This window comes from Citrobacter sp. H12-3-2, assembly GCF_009649895.1.
Classification (GTDB): Bacteria; Pseudomonadota; Gammaproteobacteria; order Enterobacterales; family Enterobacteriaceae; genus Citrobacter; species Citrobacter portucalensis.
In genome coordinates this window covers 3,975,247-3,993,599 of the sequence record NZ_CP045837.1, presented here as the reverse complement: position 1 = coordinate 3,993,599, position 18,353 = coordinate 3,975,247, and the positions used below count along the sequence as shown (strand labels likewise).

Below are 18,353 nucleotides of genomic sequence, written 5' to 3'. Positions count from 1 at the left end.
TTAAACTATATATAAAATGTCAGAACGTAAGGTAAGTATAAAAACATGACCATTGCTCTGGAACTTCAACAACTTAAAAAAACTTACCCCGGTGGCGTTCAGGCGTTACGCGGGATAGATTTGCAAGTCGAAGCGGGTGATTTTTATGCGCTTTTGGGACCGAATGGCGCAGGAAAATCCACCACCATTGGAATAATCAGCTCGCTGGTGAATAAAACCTCCGGGCGGGTGAGCGTCTTCGGATACGATCTTGAAAAAGATACGGTTAATGCTAAACGCCAGCTTGGCCTGGTACCGCAGGAGTTTAACTTTAACCCGTTTGAAACCGTGCAGCAGATCGTGGTCAACCAGGCGGGTTACTACGGTGTTGAGCATAAAGAAGCGGTCAAACGCAGCGAACTATATTTAAAGCAGCTCGATTTATGGGAAAAACGTAACGAGCGCGCGCGCATGCTGTCTGGTGGGATGAAACGTCGTCTGATGATTGCCCGTGCGCTGATGCACGAGCCGAAATTACTCATTCTGGATGAACCAACGGCGGGCGTTGACATTGAGCTGCGTCGTTCAATGTGGGGCTTTTTAAAGGATTTAAACGACAAAGGCACCACCATTATTCTGACCACTCACTATCTCGAAGAAGCGGAAATGCTGTGTCGTAATATCGGCATTATTCAGCACGGCGAGCTGGTGGAAAACACCTCGATGAAGAGTCTGCTCTCCAAGCTGAAATCTGAGACCTTTATCCTCGATCTGGCACCAAAAAGTCCGCTGCCGAAACTGGAAGGTTATCAGTACCGACTGGTCGACACTTCCACGCTGGAAGTGGAGGTTCTGCGTGAACAAGGGGTCAACAGCGTCTTCTCTCAGCTGAGCGCGCAGGGCATTCAGGTATTGAGTATGCGTAACAAAGCGAACCGACTGGAAGAACTGTTTGTTTCTCTGGTGCATGAAAAACAAGGAGATCGCGCATGATGCAGCTTTACTGGGTTGCGCTGAAAAGCATCTGGGCGAAAGAGATCCACCGCTTTATGCGTATCTGGGTCCAGACTTTGGTGCCTCCCGTCATCACCATGACGCTCTATTTTATTATCTTTGGTAACCTGATCGGCTCGCGTATCGGCGAAATGCATGGCTTTAGCTACATGCAATTTATTGTGCCGGGGCTGATTATGATGGCGGTGATCACCAACTCGTACGCGAACGTGGCATCGTCATTCTTTAGCGCCAAGTTTCAGCGCAATATCGAAGAGCTGCTGGTCGCCCCGGTGCCGACGCACGTGATTATCGCCGGTTTCGTCGGCGGCGGCGTGGCGCGTGGCCTGTGCGTAGGCATTCTGGTCACGGCTATTTCACTGTTCTTCGTACCGTTCCAGGTGCATTCCTGGGTCTTTGTGGCGCTCACGCTGGTGTTAACGGCGGTACTGTTCTCGCTAGCCGGTTTGCTGAACGCAGTCTTTGCTAAAACCTTTGACGATATCAGCCTGATCCCCACCTTTGTGCTGACGCCGCTGACCTATCTGGGTGGCGTGTTCTATTCGTTAACGCTGCTGCCGCCGTTCTGGCAGGGACTGTCGCATCTGAACCCAATTGTCTACATGATTAGTGGCTTCCGCTACGGCTTCCTGGGTATTCATGATGTTCCGCTGGTCACCACGTTTGGCGTGCTGGTGGTGTTCATTGCGGCGTTTTACTTGCTGTGCTGGTACCTGATTCAGCGCGGACGCGGCCTGCGTAGCTAATTCTTTCTTCCTCTCCTGACTCGGGAGAGGAAGACTTTTGATGCTTATCACCATTACCGATTTATCACCCTGATAAACTACTTGCCTGCTAAGGAGGTAGGCGATGTTAGGTTGGGTAATTACCTGTCATGACGATAAGGCACAGGATATGCTGCATCGTCTGGAGAAAAAGTACGGTCCGTTGGAGCAATGTCAGGCGGTAAGTTTCTGGCGTGGGCTCAGCTCGAATATGTTAAGCCGCATGATGTGCCATGCCCTGCATGCTACAGATTCAGGTGAAGGGGTAGTATTCCTGACGGATATGGCCGGGGCTGCGCCATACCGTGTAGCCTCGTTAATGAGTCATAAACATCCCCAGTGCGAAGTGATTTCAGGTATCAGCTATCCATTGCTTGAACGAATGCTTTCGTCGCGGGAATTACTGAGCAGTTCTGCGTTTCGCGATTGCATCGTCGCGCTTGGCGGCCCCGAAGTCTCCAGCCTCTGGCATCAACAACAAAAAAATCCCCCCTTCGTGTTGAAGCATGATTTGTATGAGTATTAATCATTGGTATTGATGATGCTTTTGCTACAATAACCGAGGTTTCTCGCCTCGGTTATCTCATATGGTTATGCGCGTTCTGTTTGTTTTGTTGCTCCTGTTCTCTGGTGGCGTAGGTGCGGCCTTGCCCGCTCGCTATATGCAAACCACGGAAGATGCGGTGATTTGGGCGCATGTTGGCAATAAGACTGAGACTGTCGGTAATTTACGCGCGGGACAGATTATTGCCGTTGAACCGGATGCAAAGGATTACTACACCTTCAACTTCGGTTTTGGCAAAGGCTACATCGACAAAGGGCACCTGGAACCTGTGCAGGGGCGTCAGCGTGTGGAAGACGGCCTGGGTGACTTAAATAAACCGTTGAGTAACCAGAACCTGATTACCTGGAAAGATACCCCGGTCTATAACGCGCCGGACGTAGGCAGTGCGCCGTTTGGTACGCTGGCAGAGAATCTACGTTATCCGGTGCTCAGTCGGCTGAAAGACAGACTGAATCAGACCTGGTATCAGATTCGCATCGGCGAGCGGCTGGCCTATATCAGCGCGCTGGATGCTCAGCAGGATAACGGTATCCCGATTCTGACTTACCATCATATTCTGCGCGATGAAGAGAACACGCGTTTTCGTCATACCTCCACCACCACATCAGTGCGCGCGTTCAGTAACCAGATGACCTGGCTGCGAGATATGGGCTATACCACGCTGACGATGTATCAGTTAGAAGACTACCTCAATAATCGCGCAAACCTTCCGGCGCGTTCGGTCGTTATTACGTTCGATGATGGCCTGAAGTCCGTTAGCCGCTATGCGCATCCCGTCCTCAAGCAGTATGGCTTTAAGGCGACGGCGTTTATCATTAGCTCACGTATCAAGCGCCACCCACAGAAGTGGGATCCGAAATCGCTGCAGTTTATGAGTATTTCCGAGCTGGAAGGGATTAAAGATGTTTTCGACTTCCAGTCGCACACCCATTTCTTGCATCGGGTGGATGGCCAGCGACGACCAATTTTACTCAGCCGTAACTATCACAATATTCTGTTTGATTTTGAACACTCCCGTCGGGCGCTCGGGCAGTTTAATCCGCATGTGCTCTATCTTTCCTACCCGTTTGGCGGCTATAACGCGACGGCGGTGAAAGCGGCGCATGATGCCGGTTTTCATTTGGCGGTGACGACGGTGAAAGGGAAGGTGAAGCCTGGCGATAACCCGATGTTGCTAAAGCGGCTGTATATCCTGCGGACGGATTCGCTGGAAACAATGTCGCGGCTGATAGTCAATCAGCCGCAGGGGTAAGGGCTGTCAGGCGACCTGTACCGGAATGGCTTTTGCAGTGCGTTTCATTTCGTTGTCGCCTTCAAAATAGGCCACTTTCGGACGCCATGTACGGGCTTCTTCGTCAGACATGGTGACGAAGCTGGCGATAATCACAATGTCGCCAACTTCAGCACAGTGCGCCGCTGCACCGTTCACCGAGATGATTCTGGAGCCGCGTTCAGCCGCAATAGCATAGGTTGAGAAACGTTTACCATTGGTCACGTTCCAGATATCAATAGCTTCGTTTTCCAGAATACCTGAGGCATCGAGGAAATCCTGGTCGATGGCGCAGGAGCCTTCGTAATGCAGGTCCGCCTGCGTGACTTTTACGCGGTGGAGCTTGCCTTGCAGCATGGTGCGAATCATAACTTCTATACCCTGTCGTTTACCTTGGCTAAGCAGGCGCGACTGGCCTGCTTTGAGAAATCTTCAGGCAGTATTGCCCGATTTTTAACCCCTGTCTACTGGGCTAATGTAACGCTTTGATTATCGATCAGACGAGCCTGACCCAGCCATGCTGCGGCCAGAATCACCGCGCGTTTACTGGTTTCAGTCAACTCCAGCAGCGTGTCGGCATCACGAATTTGAATATCGTCGGCGCGGAAGCCTTTTTCATTCAGTTCTTGTTCGGCAATGGTAATAATTTCTTGAAGCTCACGATTACCCGCAATCAGCTTTTCAGCGATACCGTTCATCACGTTGTGCAGGCCTGGCGCAATTTTACGCTGTTCTGCCGTTAGATAACCGTTACGTGAGCTGAGGGCCAGACCGTCTTTGGCGCGAATAATCGGTACGCCAACGATCTCAATGTCATAACCCATGTCCGCTACCATTTTGCGGATCAGCGCCAGCTGTTGGAAATCTTTTTCACCAAAGCAGGCGATATCGGGTTGGATCAGGTTAAACAACTTGCTGACGATAGTGGAAACACCGCGGAAGTGGCCTGGACGGCTGGCGCCTTCCAGCATGGTAGAGAGGCCGGGAACATCAACGAAAGTCTGGCCTTCCAGACCCTGCGGGTAGATCTCTTCAACGGCCGGAGCAAAGACATAATCGACTTTACGCTTGTTCAGCTTTTCGCAATCTTCCTGCAGGGTACGCGGATAGCGCACCAGATCGTCCGGTCGGTCAAACTGCATCGGGTTAACGAAAATGCTGACGAACACCACATCAGCCCGCGCTTTTGCTTCATCGACCAGTTTCATATGGCCGTCGTGCAGGTTGCCCATGGTGGGAACCAGTGCGACGCGTTTGCCTTCCTGACGCAGACGACGAATATGCTGGCGCAGCAGCGGCAGGGTTTCAATGATTAACACGACAAGACTCCTTGAGTTGCCTGAGGTACCGTAGGCCGGATAAGACGCGTAGCGTCGTCATCCGGCACGGTCAGAAAATTAGTGGAAGCTGTGCTCTTCACCCGGATAAACGCCGGACTCCACTTCAGCCATATACTGCCGCACTGCGGCGCGCATGTCGCCTGCTTCATTGAGGAAATTCTTCGCAAATTTCGGAATATGGCCGCCGGTAATACCAAAGGCATCATGCATGACGAGGATTTGCCCGTCGGTGACGTTGCCGGCACCGATACCAATCACCGGGATCGACAGCGCTTCAGTGACGCGCTTCGCCAGCTCAACCGGCACGCACTCCAGCACCAGCAACTGAGCGCCAGCGGCTTCTAAGGCCAGCGCATCATCCAGCAGTACCTGCCCGGCGTCGCCGCGGCCCTGAATTTTATAGCCGCCAAAGATATTCACCGACTGGGGTGTTAATCCCAGATGGCCGCAAACCGGCACCGCGCGTTCGGTGAGCATTTTCACCGTATCCGTAAGCCAGGCGCCACCTTCGATTTTGACCATATTAGCGCCCGCGCGCATGACCACCGCAGCGTTTTCAAACGCCTGCTCCGGAGTGGCATAAGCCATAAACGGTAGGTCGGAGAGCAGCAGACAATTCGGTGCGCCGCGACGCACGGCTCGGGTGTGGTAAGCAATGTCTTCAACGGTGACGGGCAGGGTGGAGTCGTGCCCCTGTACCGTCATGCCCAGTGAATCACCGACCAGCATCACGTTGATGCCTTCATCGGCAAACAGCTTAGCGAAGCTGTAGTCGTAGGCGGTGATAGTCGCGAAGCGCTTTTTCTCTTGTTTGCATTTCTGCAACACAGCGATAGTGGTGGGTTTGCTCATAACCTCTCCGGCCATAATATTGATGAATATAATGGCCGCATTGTAGGGGAATGAAGCAGAAAAGCGTTAGCCCTTTGTGTGTATTCCCGGCAGCGAAAGCCGCCGGATTAACGCGCTTAGGGATAGTCGATAGTGAAGCTGCCCGTCGCTTTGAACTCGCCGGGTTTGATGGTGTTGCTACCGTCTTGTTTCAGCGTTGCTCTGAAATTCAGAATCTGATCGGGGTTACCGATATTGCTATAGGTATAGTCTTCCATATTCGTAAACTTATAAACGGAGCTGGAGTTGTTTGGCATGATCGTCATCCAGTCGCTGATGCTTGCTGGGTTCTTCTCGCCGGCAACCGTCACGCCAATACCGCTGGCGGCACCAGATGTTAAAGTATTACCCAATAATGCGTTGTCACTGCTGCCTGTTATTGTTGATCCTAACTTCACTTCGACATTTTTAATGTAGGTACAGTTACTTAATTTTATTGAAAAGTCTTTTGTCACACCATCGCCTTTCAGTTCTTCTGCGTTGCGACTGCCAAAAGGCACGGTAGATCCTGAAACACCTTCACCTGTAACGGCAGTGGCAGTACATGTTGGGTAGTGAATCGTTATTGAACCTGGACTGATGACGTAATCAAGGTAGTGGTTGCCACCACCGATACTGGTGTCTGAAAGCTTAAATCGGAAGTTGTATCCGGTACTTGTTGGAAAGGTAACGTTAACTGCTGATGTGGTTGGCTTAAATGTATCATCAGCATAAAGATGGAATTTAATCCACAGAACAATTCCCCCCATTTCAAAATAACCTTTCTTCCATGCGATTGAATCACAGAAAGTGGAGAAATCTGCATAAGAGGTACTAATGAAATTCAGATCAAAGGACTTATAATCCGTACCACCGCCGTTCCAGTCAACCCAAAATGAACTCCCTGGATAATAGGCGGTGCCAAAGTTAATCTTGGTAATTTCCATACCAAGATACAAACCCGTAGTATTTGTTTTCCATAATGGATTGCCGCTATCATTTTTAATACCCGCACTTTGAAAACCATGATAAAGGTTTACACTATGAACATCGTGGTTATAGTTACAATTAAGCCCATGCTTGGGATCAAATTCTGTCGCATTAGAAACAGCAAGTTCGCGTAATCCTGATTCTGTATGGGCGGCAACTGAAGGGAGCAGGTTCCATGAGAATGGAACTGAGTAGTCTTGTACATCTGCATATTCTGCACCTCCTTGATACGAGGTCGCTTGCCCAATATAGACAGACCATGCATAAGCGTTGCTGGCTCCTAACCATAAAAATAGAGATGATATTAAAAGGAGTATGTTTTTTTTCATGGCTAATTTCCCTATTAATGGTCGTTCCGAATTTTATTGGTAGGTGACATTGACAAGTACATGGCTACTTAATTGACCTGGCGTCACCGTGCCGCTATCAAGGATTTTTTGCATTCTGGAATAAAAGGTCCAGCTGGTATCGCTGTAGGACGTTGCACTAAAGGTTGCTCGCGATGTACCATCAGTATTCAACACATTCTTACGCGGGACGTCCGTGGTAAATATCACCACGCCGACGTTTTCTGCCCCACCTGCGCTCTGGGTGAGCTCGTTGGCAAACACCTGTTGATTGCCGATGGCAAACTGCCCGCTTTGCGGCGTGAACTCAAACGTCACCTTGGTTATTTCGTTATCACTGACAGGACAGCTTAACAGTTTGATGGAAAATATTTCACCACCTTCGTAATCAGATTCAGAGGTTATGCCAGGTACAAAATAACCGAGCCCTACTGTACGAAAAGTAACAGTACCGCCGTCACTAACCTCAATATTACACGTATTGTTAATAATGTTAGCTGTAAGATCTAACTCTATACTGGGGTGACAGGATAGCGAAAAAAGGGCTGCTGTCAGCCCTAAGTATAAAGATAAATAGAAATTTCTATGCAATGACATATTTACCCCAATATATTTTTTGGTAAATAGTTGTTCTATTTATATCAACTATTATTGATATGTAATTGTCAAAGTCGTTGGCGATGTGAATGTACCAGCACCTATTTTACCCGAACCACTAACATCAAACAATCGAGCGCTTAGTTTATAGTCGAAGTTCGTATTTCCTTTCGCTGTAGATACATCAACTACCTGTGCGTTGGGTGTGTTACAAAGCAATTGCACGCTATCTGCACCAGATGGTTGTTCTGTTGTCCATAGCTCAAGTCCTATACTGGATGATGTTCCTCCAATATTTCGAAACCCTGGCCCGTTACTACCTGCGCAGGAGGTTCCAGACTTGCGGTCAAATTTGATAGTTGCTTTACTCTCTGGCAAACCAGCACAATTACTGAATCGAATTTTAAACGGTTTGGTATATGTTTTTGCTATAACTTGCGATGAAGTTACATCTCCCAGAGCGATGGTGTTGGTAGCAATATCACCATCCATAACCTGAGCAGAACATGTTCCCAATGTGACGGTCGTTTTTACTTTTAGCTCAAGGCTGCTGGTTTCAGCAGCATGCACTGTACCTATTGTTAATAGTGTGCTAAACAAGAGTGTGTTAGTTAGTTTTAGGCTCATGCTATTCGTCCTTGTTAATTATAGGTAAAGCTAAAAGTTGCTGAGGATTCAAAGTCACCAGGAGTCCCTTGTCCTTGCGTGATTTCACGTAATGCAACGGTCATGTCTAAGCCATTTGCAATATTATTGGCGTCCCATGTCACACTACTTGAACCATCTGGAGTAATAAACTCTGAATCCTCTGTATTAACAAGTTTAAATCCCATGCCAAGATTTTCTGCAGCGGTCGTATCGGTGAGCGTGTTTTTAATTAACTTACCGGAAATAGTCGTCCCCGTTATTTTGGTCACAATACTATTAAGGCCAGCACTGCATTCCGTCGCGACTAATTTAAAATCGGCTTGCGCAGCAGTCGTTGCATTTTCAATTTTATCCAGGCCGACATTAGGGATTGTTAAAGTGTATTTATCCCCACCATTGTCTGTAACACTCGAACCATTGAGTGCTGTTAATTTAATGTTACAGGTTGATGCTATTACCGTAGCAGTAAAGTCGACGTTGATAGATTCTGCGTGACTGGCTAGCGGAAATATCATCGCAAGTACGGAGGCAGCTAAAAAGCGCTTATTCCTTTTCATTGGGGATTCCATTTGTATTGTGGTTAATGACACGACACGTAATGTTGTCTAACAGTAGGGTCTGGCTGGTGCCGACCGTTTGTTGCGTTGCTGGCAACAGGAAAGTTGCCGTACAGGTTGCGGGTTGGTTATTTTCAAACCAGCGCACCGTAAGTTCGCCGTTATCGCTAATACCGCGGACAAAAGCCTGGCCGCCCTGGCCCATATTGCCGATCTGTACATTGTTCTCATAAACTTCGGCGCCGAATGGGATCGTCTGGTGATCGCTGCGCGTCATGTTGAGAATGGCTGAACGTCCTTCATCGGTTTCGAAACTGGCGAAAACGACCGCGCCATCGCGTGGTACCAGTGTGGTACTGGTGCTCTTCAGCTCAACGTCGTTATCCATCGTATCGATGTCGAGGTTGACCTGGTTTTCCCGGTAGGCCGTCAGTGAGTTCGTTGCGCCATAACCCCAACGATCAATTGTGCTGCTTCCACCGTTAATCCGAGCGCCTTTAGCGCCAGGCGCTTTCACCAGCACAATGGCATCGCTGTTGCCAAAGTTGTCGTTGGTAAACGTTAAGCCACCGCTGTGCAACACAAAACCGCCGTCAGTGGAGAGCGAATACTGACGGTTACTGTCGTTATTCGCCGAGGCGGATGCTGAAAGATCTCCCCATGGGGACTGATAGCTGGTATATCCACCAATATCGGAGATGTTTTTCCCCTCTTTTTGCATGGTGTAGCCTGTATTCACGCTGTAGTTCAGCTTATTGTCTTCGCTGCTGCCGCTACTGTTCATGCTGAGCTGGTGCCCACCGTTAAAATCGGTACGCATCTGGGTGCTCAAGTTGCTGAATCCTGAGCGGCGACGTTCACCACCCAGCAGGTTCTCCAGCGGAATATTGAAGTTGATATAAAGCGAATCATCCTTATCGCCTTCTTCATCCCAGGTGCGCTGCAGGTTGATACTCATGCTGCCCCAGGAAAATCCTTTGCCATAACCCAGGCTGTAATCGCTGCGGCTCTCGTTGCTTGCCCAGTAGTCTGTCCAGGTGGCTGACAGATAAAATGAACCGTAATCAACCTCAGCGGACTGCAAAGGTTGGTTCATGCTGACGGTGACCTGATTCTTCATACGCGAGAAGTTATTCATGGTATTGCGTTCAGCGTCAGTACCTTTGAATTTGGCATCGTCGATTAGCTCTAGCGCGTCATTCAGGCCCAGGTAGTCTCGCGTCGAGTAGCGATAGGCCGCGACGTTGAACGACGTATCGGTCGCCTCAATCAGTTTATTCCAGGTCAAGCGATAGCTTTGGCCTTGATAGGTATTGTCGTCAGGGATATCTGCGCGTGAATGGGTAACGTCAACCGCCAGTGCGCCAAAGGGTGTATTCAGACCCAGACCGAGGAGTCCAGCGAAATAGTCGTTGTCCGTTGCCTGAATACCGGTGTAGGCCGTCAGAACGTTGTTCAGACCGTAGTAGTATGAGCCCTGCGCCAGGTTTGGTTTGTCATGAAGTTCGTCGTTATTGACTTCCCCGACGCTCACGTCCCAGCGTCCGACGCCCGGGCGCTGCATCTGCATGACCGAAGAAAACGGCTGGGAGAAAGTACGTTTACTGCCATCAGCTTCTTCGATGGTGACGATCAGGTCGCTACCGTAGCCGGAAGGGCTGATATCGTTGATCTCGAAAGGTCCCGGCGGAACGGTCGCTTCATAAATCTTATAACTGCCCTGAGTCACGGTCACTTTGGCGTTAGTGTTGGCGACGCCGCGGATAATAGGCGCATAGTTAGCCAACTGTGAAGGCAGCATACGCGTGTCGCTATACAGACGTGCCCCGCGGATGTTCACCGAGTCAAAGGTTTCGCCAGTGGTATAGGCTTCGCCGACAATCAGCTGTGAGCGTAGTGCCGGGAGGTCGCGCTGCAGATAACGGTTCTGGTATTCGAAATTGCTGCCGCCGTCCTTCGCCCAGTTGTAGTTACCACTGGCACGAAGACGCCATGCACCGAGATTGATGCCCGTATTAAATGCAGCATACAAGCTATCGCTGTCAGTATCGTGGTTGGTGCTGTGGTAGCCGTTAAGGGTATAGGAAAACAGGGCTGCCGGGATGCCGCTTTCCCACAAGGAGGGCTCGACATAGCCAGAATAACCTTTAATGAGCCACGCCTGAGGAACGGAGATATCCAGGCGCTGCTCACCCATATCAAAGCTTACGTTTGACTGCTCGATAAGTGCAGGTAGGTTTAAGCAGTCATCCCCATCTTCATCACCTTTTTTCAGAATAGCGTGTTCGTTGCCGATCTCAGGCTGCTTAATGTGCAGCTGTGCCAGATTCTTCGACGTCAGGCAGGCTTGCGCGCTATTTTTACCAACATCAACAAAGGGAAGGGTCAGGCTTGCTACTGATTTCTCGTTGACGAAAACTTTCACACTGTAGGTTCCCGCTGGCGTAGGGTTGCCGTCGGAATATTTACTGATATCGATACTAGCCGCGCTACTTCCCATTAAAAATGAGCTGTCGTACTCGACGTTTTCTGCGGCAAAACCGGGCTGGCTGTAAAGCAGTGCACAGCACATCGCCAGTAGCGTTTTTTTCGGCATCGATTCGGTATAAGGAAAGTTTTGCACCGTCTTTTGCATCCTGCGTTTTGATTAATCGATTACAGTGAAACAGAGCCTTCGATCATGCCGCCATAATCGTTAATGGCGTGGTAGTCCAGTTTGCCTGATACGGTATTTTGTAGACCTTTGACGTTAAAAGAGGCATTGCTCAAAGGCGCAACCATGGTGGCATCAACGGTATAGCGCTTCCCGCCAACCGTAACGACAGCATCATTAAATGAAACGTAGTAAGGTGTTGGGTTATTAACCTTTAGCGTCGTATGGCCTTGTTCATTCCCCATCTGCCACTTCAACTGTTTGGTGGCTTCTGCAGGCGAACCCTGTAAACCGGCAGGGCGGTAAAACAGTTTGATACGAGTGCGGAAAGCTAACTGCAGCAAACTTTTGTTTTCTTCTTTGTTGGCGTCTGCTTTTGGCGGTACTTCCAGCACGTTAAACCAGAACACGCTTTCACGGTCTTTTGGCAATGCTGTGGTTTGGGTAAACATAACTTTCACGGATTGACCGTGCTTTGGTTCTATACGTGAAACGGGAGGAGTGGAGACGAATGGGGCCTTAATACTGCCAGGATCGGCATTATCATTCCCGAGATCAATCCAGTTTTGCACCAGCAGCGGTCGGGTACCTTTATTTTCCAGGCGGATACTGACATCTTTTTTATTTTCATCATAAATGATGCGCGTGCCGGAAATGATAATATCGGCATGACTGGTATTACTCAATAAGCTTCCTGCTAGTACCAATGTGGTAAGCGTTTTCTTAAAATTCAACATGAGCATTCCTTGCCAGTGGATGATTTGGTGTTCTTAATTTAAGAAACGAGGTGCGATAGTAATCGTAATTCTCACCTCGTTATTACAAGCTGTGTTAATGACAAACGGTGTAATAATTCCGGTTAATGCTATTAACGCGCTTTTTTGTATACTTATTTCATCAGTAAAGCGTTAATGCTTACTGATAAGTAAAGGTATACATTGCGTTAGTGGTAACGTGACCTGGGGTTACGTCATCACTCAGTACTGCTTTCACATAGGAAGCTACAAAGTGGTAGGTAGCGATTTTGCTGGCATCGAAGGTGGCTTCGTGAACGTCTGCACCGTCAACTTTCATCAGCGTTTTGGTGTCTGCATCGTGAATCGCGATGTTTACGTTCTTCGCAGCAGCCATGCCGGCGGCAGTCAGGTTGGTGTCGTTATCCAGCGTGCCTTTGGTGTTACCAAAAGAAGAGACCATTGACAGACTGGCCTTAGTTCCGGTGGTCACTTCGGATGCATCTTTACAGTTCAGAACGATGGAGAAAGGTTCTGCTTTTGCGCCGTAAGTAGCATCAGCGACTTCAGTGGTGATATCCGCCGGGGTTGCGGTTTCCAGATAGATATTGCCATCAGTGGATTCATCACCACGGCTGGTGGAAACGACTTTAGAACAGGTTGTAGCACTGACTAAACCGTGAAAATTAAGCTGACCGCCTTCTGCATCCGCTGCCATTGCTGAAGTTGAGCCCATTGCCATAACCATAGCTACTGCCAAAATTGCTTTTTTCATTACTGTATCCTTACAGGATTTGAAATATTAGATAATTACTACTTTGCTATATTAAATAGCAGGGGCATATTCTAGCGGTTAGTAATGTTTTGTAAAATAACTTGGGTCTATGATTTTTATAAAATCATTTTATTTTAAAATTATTGTAGGAGGGCTTTCTTTGTTTTTTGAAATATATTTTTATGGGATATAGGTTTGTGTGATAAAGCGCAAGGAACAAACAACTACTGGTCTTTAATAATAATTGTTTTGCATGGATGATGTCTGAGTAGTATGTGTTAATTAGATTTACTGAAAGGAAAATGTAGTTTAATTAATTTGAGTGAGGCTTTTCATAATTAATTTATTATATAACGCGGTTACCATTGCGCCGGACGAGGAGTGGTTTGCTGGATGAAAAACGCAAGTGGTTGTTTATCGTCTGGAAAGATAAGCTCAGGGGCAATTTCGAATAACGGCCACAGCATAAAACCACGGTTTTTCATGTCGTAGTGCGGTACGGTCAAACGTTCGGTGTTAATCACTTCATCGCCAAACAGCATAATGTCGAGGTCCAGCGTTCGTGGTCCCCAGCGTTCGGCTTTGCGCACCCGGCCCTGCTGTAACTCAATGCGTTGGGTGTGATTGAGTAATTCTTCCGGCGCGAGGGTGGTTTCCAGTGCGACGGCGGCGTTCAGGTAATCGGGTTGATCCTGTGGGCCTAATGGTGGCGTACGGTAAAATGAGGAGACAGCCACGATTCGACTGTCAGGGATTTCACCGATCGCTTTCACGGCAGCATTAACCTGCTCCAGAGGGGAGGCTAAATTACTGCCGAGGGCGATATATACCCGTCGTTTTTCAAGCTGCATCTGTGTCACCACCTTGATGCGACTCGAAATTTGTTGGGTATACGTGATAGGTCATGCGGAGCCTTCACGGCGTGGCGCGCGTTTACGCGGGCGACGATGGCGACGACGTGTGTCTGGCTCTTCATCCAGCTCGTTCAGCATGCCTTTTTGTTCTGGCGGCGCAGAAACCTGGAATTCACCCCACCATTTCGCCAGTCGCTGCAATTCCGCGTTGTGTTCGACTTCAGCACGCAGCGCTAACAGGTCGTAAGCTGCGCGGAACTTTGGATGCTCCATCAGCTTCCAGGCGCGTTTGCCCTGGCGACGGGACATACGTAACTGCAACTGCCAGATATCGCGGGTCAGTGAGGTCAGACGTTTCGGGATCGCCAGCGAGCGGCAGGCTTCGTCCAGCACGTCGTTCATTGCCAGCGCGAAAGCGTCGTAATAGGCCAGACCGCTTTCTTGCGCAATTTTCTGTGCGGCTTCCAGTAACGGATACCAGAACATGGCAGCAAACAAGAACGCCGGGTTAACGCGCATATCATTGTGAATGCGGTTATCGGTATTCTTCAGTACCTGGGCAATGATGCGTTCCATTGGGCTGTCACCGTCTTCGGTGAAGTAGCGCGTAATGGTTGGGAACAGCGGTTGGAACAGGCTGTACTCACGCAGTTTTTTATAGGTTTCGTACCCATAGCCCGCCTGTAACAGCTTGAGCGCTTCTTCAAACAGGCGTGCAGGAGGAATATCGTTAAGCAAGGTTGCCAGACGTGGGATCGGCTCTGCGGTTTCCGGGCTGATACGCATGTCGAGCTTGGCGGCAAAGCGTACGGCGCGCAGCATACGCACGGGATCTTCGCGATAGCGCGTTTCCGGATTACCGATCAGGCGAATGATGCCCTCTTCGAGATCCTGCATTCCCCCGACGTAATCACGTACGGTGAAATCGGCCACGCTGTAATACAGGCTGTTAATCGTGAAGTCGCGACGCTGGGCATCTTCTTCGATGGAGCCGAAGATGTTGTCACGCAGCAGCATACCGTTTTGCCCGCGCTGCGATGTTGTGCGATCGGATTCGCTGCCTTCATGATGGCCGCGGAACGTCGCCACTTCGATAATTTCAGGGCCGAACATGACATGGGCCAGACGGAAACGGCGACCGACCAGGCGACAGTTACGAAACAGTTTGCGCACCTGATCCGGCGTTGCGTTAGTGGTGACATCAAAATCTTTCGGTTTTTTGCCCAGCAAAAGATCGCGTACACCACCGCCAACCAGCCATGCCTCGTATCCGGCCTTATTGAGCCTGTACATTACCTTCAGGGCATTTTCACTGATATCTTTGCGGGAGATAGAGTGCTGCTCACGCGGAATTACCGTCATATGTGGACGGGCGACGGCGAGCTCAGCCTCGCGCTCCTCGCGGCTTAGCACCTTGCGGCAAAAATTAGCGACTCGGGTAAAAATAGTGCACCTCGGTAGTGTCAAACTTCAATCAGAACAAGTGTTGCTGTGTAAAAATAGCGGCTAATCATAGCTCAGCATGATGCATTTGAGAATGCCGGATTTAAGATCGCCGATTCAGGCACCGCTGTCAGACGCCAATTCTCAACGGCAAACTCCAGGATCTGATCAACCTGCATATCCTGCCACGGGATATCGGCACGCTGGCCGAGAAAGCGCAGCGCGGCAATAATCACCGGACGCGGATCGCCTTGCGGCAGCGCAGGTGCATGATTTTGTTTTGAAAGTTTAGCGCCTTGTTCGTTGAGCGCCAGCGGAAGATGAATATAGTCAGGCGCTTGCCAGCCAAACTGCTGATACAAAGAGATTTGCCGCACCGTGGGTTCGATAAGATCGGCGCCGCGTACAATCTCTGTTACGCCCTGAAAGTGGTCATCAACCACCACGGCGAGGTTATAGGCAAAGAGCCCGTCGCGACGGTGAATGATAAAATCTTCGCCTGCAAGCTGTGGGTCTGCCTGAATTTCACCGCGCAGTTGGTCAGTAAACTGCATCACCGGGTGACGTTGCTTTATGCGGACAGCCGCCTGCTCTGGTCCGAGGCGTAACTCACGGCAGTGGCCGTCATAAATACCGCCGACGCTTTGAATACGCGCCCGCGTACAGGTGCAGTAATAGCTCAGATCCTGTTGATGTAACCAGGCGAGCGCCTCGCGGTAGGCGTCATGACGTTGGGATTGCCATAAAATATCGCCATCCCAGTGCAGTCCGTAATGTTCCAGCTGACGCAGAATCGTATCTGCAGCACCGGGAACTTCACGAGGGGGGTCAATATCTTCAATGCGCACTCGCCAGATTCCGCGCTGTGCGCGGGCCTGCAGGTAACTCCCGAGGGCGGCAATTAGTGAACCGAAATGCAGTTCGCCAGAAGGGGAAGGGGCGAAGCGGCCTATATAGTGTGAATCGCTCATTTTGCGGACTAACAAATAATAAGGCGGGAGAAGCTCCCGCCTGTAGTAAACGTGGTAAAAATGACCGGAATTAACCTGCCATTTGTTTTTCGCGGATTTCTGCCAGCGTTTTACAGTCGATGCACAGATCGGCTGTCGGACGCGCTTCCAGACGGCGAATACCAATTTCTACGCCGCATGATTCGCAGTAGCCGAAATCTTCGTCTTCTACTTTCTTCAGCGTCTTCTCGATCTTTTTGATCAGTTTGCGCTCACGGTCACGGTTACGCAGCTCAAGGCTGAATTCTTCTTCCTGTGCGGCGCGGTCCACCGGATCAGGGAAGTTAGCCGCTTCGTCTTGCATATGAGTTACGGTGCGATCGACTTCATCCCTAAGTTGATTGCGCCATGCCTCAAGAATACGCCTGAAGTGCGACAGCTGGGCTTCGTTCATATACTCTTCGCCCGGTTTCTCCTGGTACGGCTCCACCCCAGCGATGGCGAGAATACTCAGGGACGATGTTTTACGGTTTTGCCCTTCTTGCATGTTGCTTCTCCTTAACACGCACTATCGATCCCCATGTTCGGGGGAAAAATCAGGTCGCTATAAATAGCAGATGCTTTTCCGGATAGCAATTATCTAAACGTAACACTTGACAACCCTGTGAGGAAAAGCGTATTTGCCCACGCGCCCAGAATACTAATTGACCAGATATTTACACCATTACAAGGTAATGGGCAACGGCTCTTTAAGAGTCATACCGTGGGCAGAAAGTTCCGCTTTATAAACCAGAATTTCAACCCCCTTAAGCTGTGCTTCAACTAATAATTGCGCATATTTTGCATCGATATGGCGCGCGGGTGAAAACCGTGTAATGGCTGAATGTAGCACGGCGAAAAATATCACTGCCCGCTTGCCTTCAGCCGCTACGCTCATCAATTCCCGAAGATGCTTCTGACCTCGTTCAGTGATGGCATCGGGAAAATAACCCTGCTCTTTTTCCGCCAACGTGACTGATTTCACTTCAATATAGCAGTCAGGTCGGGAATCTGCCTGTAACAAAAAGTCGATGCGGCTCCCTTCGGCGCCGTATTTTACTTCACTTTTCAAAGTACTGTAGCCTGAAACTTCCGAAATTAACGCCTGCTGAATCGCCTCTTTCGTTAATCTGTTGGCCCACAGCGTGTTAACACAAATAAATTCACCGGATTGGGTTTGCGTTAATTCCCAGGTATGTGGATATTTGCGTTTAGTATTTTCTGATGTCGAATACCAAACGGTGTCACCTGGTATTGCGCATCCGGTCATCGCACCGGTATTTGGGCAGTGTAGCGTTAACTCAGTGCCATCGGGTGTGATCACATCCGCTAAAAAGCGCTTATAGCGCTGAATGAGCGTTGCAGGTTGTAAAGGTGGAGAAAATTGCAGAAGCAGTCCCTTTAATTATTCAGTCAGCGTCCAGCGTTGCAGCGGCGTATAACGCGTGCGTCCTCGTGAAAATGAGGAGGAGTAAAGTGCGAACTCCGTTACCGGAAATGACCAGCCAAAGCCCGGTGGAGGGATTGGAACCGCGTGACCGGCATTGCGCAGCAGCGTGATATGCGGGTGAAACGGCTGCGGGCTTTGATAGCACCCGCTACGCGCTGCCTGCGCCCGTAGCATATTCGCCAGTTGCAGCAACTCGCGCGGCGGCTGACGCATACCCAGCCACACGACCCTGGAGCGCAGCCATTGCCCGGCATCATCGAATTTGAGCGTGAAACCTGGCTGGCGAATACGCCCCGCGAGCTGCGACAGCGCCTGTTGCTTCTCAGCGCTGACGTCGCCTAAAAAGGCCAGCGTCAGATGCAGATTATCAGCCGCGACGGGGCGACCCGCTTCAGGGGGGAACTGCGCGGCCCGCCAGTGGATTAGCTGCTCCCGAACCCCGGCTGGCAATTCAATCGCAAAGAACAGCCTTTTTGGCTCAGACATGATGGATACTCGGTTATGAATTAACGCG

20 protein-coding genes are annotated in these 18,353 nt (G+C 49.8%); 4 read left to right on the top strand and 16 right to left on the bottom strand.

What is annotated here, in order from left to right:
- The first annotated feature begins 45 nt into the window (after positions 1–45).
- The 4 genes from GHC22_RS19070 to GHC22_RS19055 all read left to right on the top strand — a co-directional run bounded on the left by GHC22_RS19070 (position 46) and on the right by GHC22_RS19055 (position 3,574).
- Entirely contained in the window at positions 46–972 is a 927-nt protein-coding gene (locus tag GHC22_RS19070; RefSeq protein WP_003829469.1) for an ABC transporter ATP-binding protein, read from the top strand.
- Positions 969–1,739, top strand: coding sequence for an ABC transporter permease (locus tag GHC22_RS19065; RefSeq protein ID WP_003829467.1), 771 nt, complete (start codon positions 969–971; stop codon positions 1,737–1,739). Before GHC22_RS19070 ends, GHC22_RS19065 begins: the two co-directional genes overlap by 4 nt.
- Before the next feature lie 103 nt (positions 1,740–1,842).
- The gene (locus GHC22_RS19060; RefSeq protein WP_048214923.1) at positions 1,843–2,283 is read left to right on the top strand and encodes a PTS sugar transporter subunit IIA; all 441 of its coding nucleotides are present in this window, start codon (positions 1,843–1,845) and stop codon (positions 2,281–2,283) included.
- A 61-nt stretch (positions 2,284–2,344) separates the two neighbouring features.
- The gene (locus GHC22_RS19055) at positions 2,345–3,574 is read left to right on the top strand and encodes a polysaccharide deacetylase family protein (RefSeq protein ID WP_153753725.1); all 1,230 of its coding nucleotides are present in this window, start codon (positions 2,345–2,347) and stop codon (positions 3,572–3,574) included.
- A gap of 6 nt (positions 3,575–3,580) precedes the next feature.
- Here GHC22_RS19055 and panD read toward each other — a convergent pair whose 3' ends face one another.
- From panD to thpR, 16 genes are all read right to left on the bottom strand, one after another.
- Complete coding sequence (gene panD / locus GHC22_RS19050) at positions 3,581–3,961, bottom strand: aspartate 1-decarboxylase (RefSeq protein WP_000621526.1); 381 nt, start codon at positions 3,959–3,961, stop codon at positions 3,581–3,583.
- A 95-nt stretch (positions 3,962–4,056) separates the two neighbouring features.
- Positions 4,057–4,911: a pantoate--beta-alanine ligase gene (panC, locus tag GHC22_RS19045; protein WP_008786233.1), complete on the bottom strand. Its 855-nt coding sequence runs from the start codon at positions 4,909–4,911 to the stop codon at positions 4,057–4,059.
- A gap of 78 nt (positions 4,912–4,989) precedes the next feature.
- Complete coding sequence (gene panB / locus GHC22_RS19040; RefSeq protein WP_008786234.1) at positions 4,990–5,784, bottom strand: 3-methyl-2-oxobutanoate hydroxymethyltransferase; 795 nt, start codon at positions 5,782–5,784, stop codon at positions 4,990–4,992.
- Positions 5,785–5,900: 116 nt separating this feature from the next.
- The gene (locus GHC22_RS19035; protein ID WP_153753724.1) at positions 5,901–7,121 is read right to left on the bottom strand and encodes a fimbrial protein; all 1,221 of its coding nucleotides are present in this window, start codon (positions 7,119–7,121) and stop codon (positions 5,901–5,903) included.
- Between the two features lie 33 nt (positions 7,122–7,154).
- Entirely contained in the window at positions 7,155–7,736 is a 582-nt protein-coding gene (locus tag GHC22_RS19030; protein ID WP_071446611.1) for a fimbrial-like protein, read from the bottom strand.
- Between the two features lie 51 nt (positions 7,737–7,787).
- Positions 7,788–8,363, bottom strand: coding sequence for a hypothetical protein (locus tag GHC22_RS19025; RefSeq protein WP_008786237.1), 576 nt, complete (start codon positions 8,361–8,363; stop codon positions 7,788–7,790).
- 14 nt (positions 8,364–8,377) lie between these two features.
- Entirely contained in the window at positions 8,378–8,941 is a 564-nt protein-coding gene (locus GHC22_RS19020; protein ID WP_008786238.1) for a fimbrial protein, read from the bottom strand.
- Entirely contained in the window at positions 8,928–11,537 is a 2,610-nt protein-coding gene (locus GHC22_RS19015) for an outer membrane usher protein (protein WP_153754001.1), read from the bottom strand. The genes GHC22_RS19020 and GHC22_RS19015 overlap by 14 nt, the downstream gene beginning before the upstream one ends.
- A gap of 59 nt (positions 11,538–11,596) precedes the next feature.
- Positions 11,597–12,331, bottom strand: coding sequence for a fimbrial chaperone (locus GHC22_RS19010; RefSeq protein WP_008786240.1), 735 nt, complete (start codon positions 12,329–12,331; stop codon positions 11,597–11,599).
- A 178-nt stretch (positions 12,332–12,509) separates the two neighbouring features.
- Positions 12,510–13,103: a fimbrial protein gene (locus tag GHC22_RS19005; RefSeq protein WP_048236113.1), complete on the bottom strand. Its 594-nt coding sequence runs from the start codon at positions 13,101–13,103 to the stop codon at positions 12,510–12,512.
- A gap of 359 nt (positions 13,104–13,462) precedes the next feature.
- Positions 13,463–13,954 carry a 2-amino-4-hydroxy-6-hydroxymethyldihydropteridine diphosphokinase gene (folK, locus tag GHC22_RS19000; protein ID WP_153753723.1) on the bottom strand — a complete coding sequence of 164 codons (492 nt, stop codon included), beginning with the start codon at positions 13,952–13,954 and terminating at the stop codon, positions 13,463–13,465.
- Positions 13,955–14,005: 51 nt separating this feature from the next.
- Positions 14,006–15,403: a polynucleotide adenylyltransferase PcnB gene (gene pcnB / locus GHC22_RS18995; protein ID WP_204354956.1), complete on the bottom strand. Its 1,398-nt coding sequence runs from the start codon at positions 15,401–15,403 to the stop codon at positions 14,006–14,008.
- 71 nt (positions 15,404–15,474) lie between these two features.
- Positions 15,475–16,371 (bottom strand): tRNA glutamyl-Q(34) synthetase GluQRS, encoded by an 897-nt coding sequence (gene gluQRS / locus GHC22_RS18990; protein ID WP_032942389.1) that lies wholly within the window; start codon positions 16,369–16,371, stop codon positions 15,475–15,477.
- 70 nt (positions 16,372–16,441) lie between these two features.
- Complete coding sequence (dksA, locus tag GHC22_RS18985; RefSeq protein ID WP_003829221.1) at positions 16,442–16,897, bottom strand: RNA polymerase-binding protein DksA; 456 nt, start codon at positions 16,895–16,897, stop codon at positions 16,442–16,444.
- 177 nt (positions 16,898–17,074) lie between these two features.
- Positions 17,075–17,779: a DNA/RNA nuclease SfsA gene (gene sfsA, locus GHC22_RS18980; protein WP_153753722.1), complete on the bottom strand. Its 705-nt coding sequence runs from the start codon at positions 17,777–17,779 to the stop codon at positions 17,075–17,077.
- A 15-nt stretch (positions 17,780–17,794) separates the two neighbouring features.
- Positions 17,795–18,325: an RNA 2',3'-cyclic phosphodiesterase gene (gene thpR / locus GHC22_RS18975; protein ID WP_153753721.1), complete on the bottom strand. Its 531-nt coding sequence runs from the start codon at positions 18,323–18,325 to the stop codon at positions 17,795–17,797.
- Positions 18,326–18,353 lie beyond the last annotated feature (28 nt).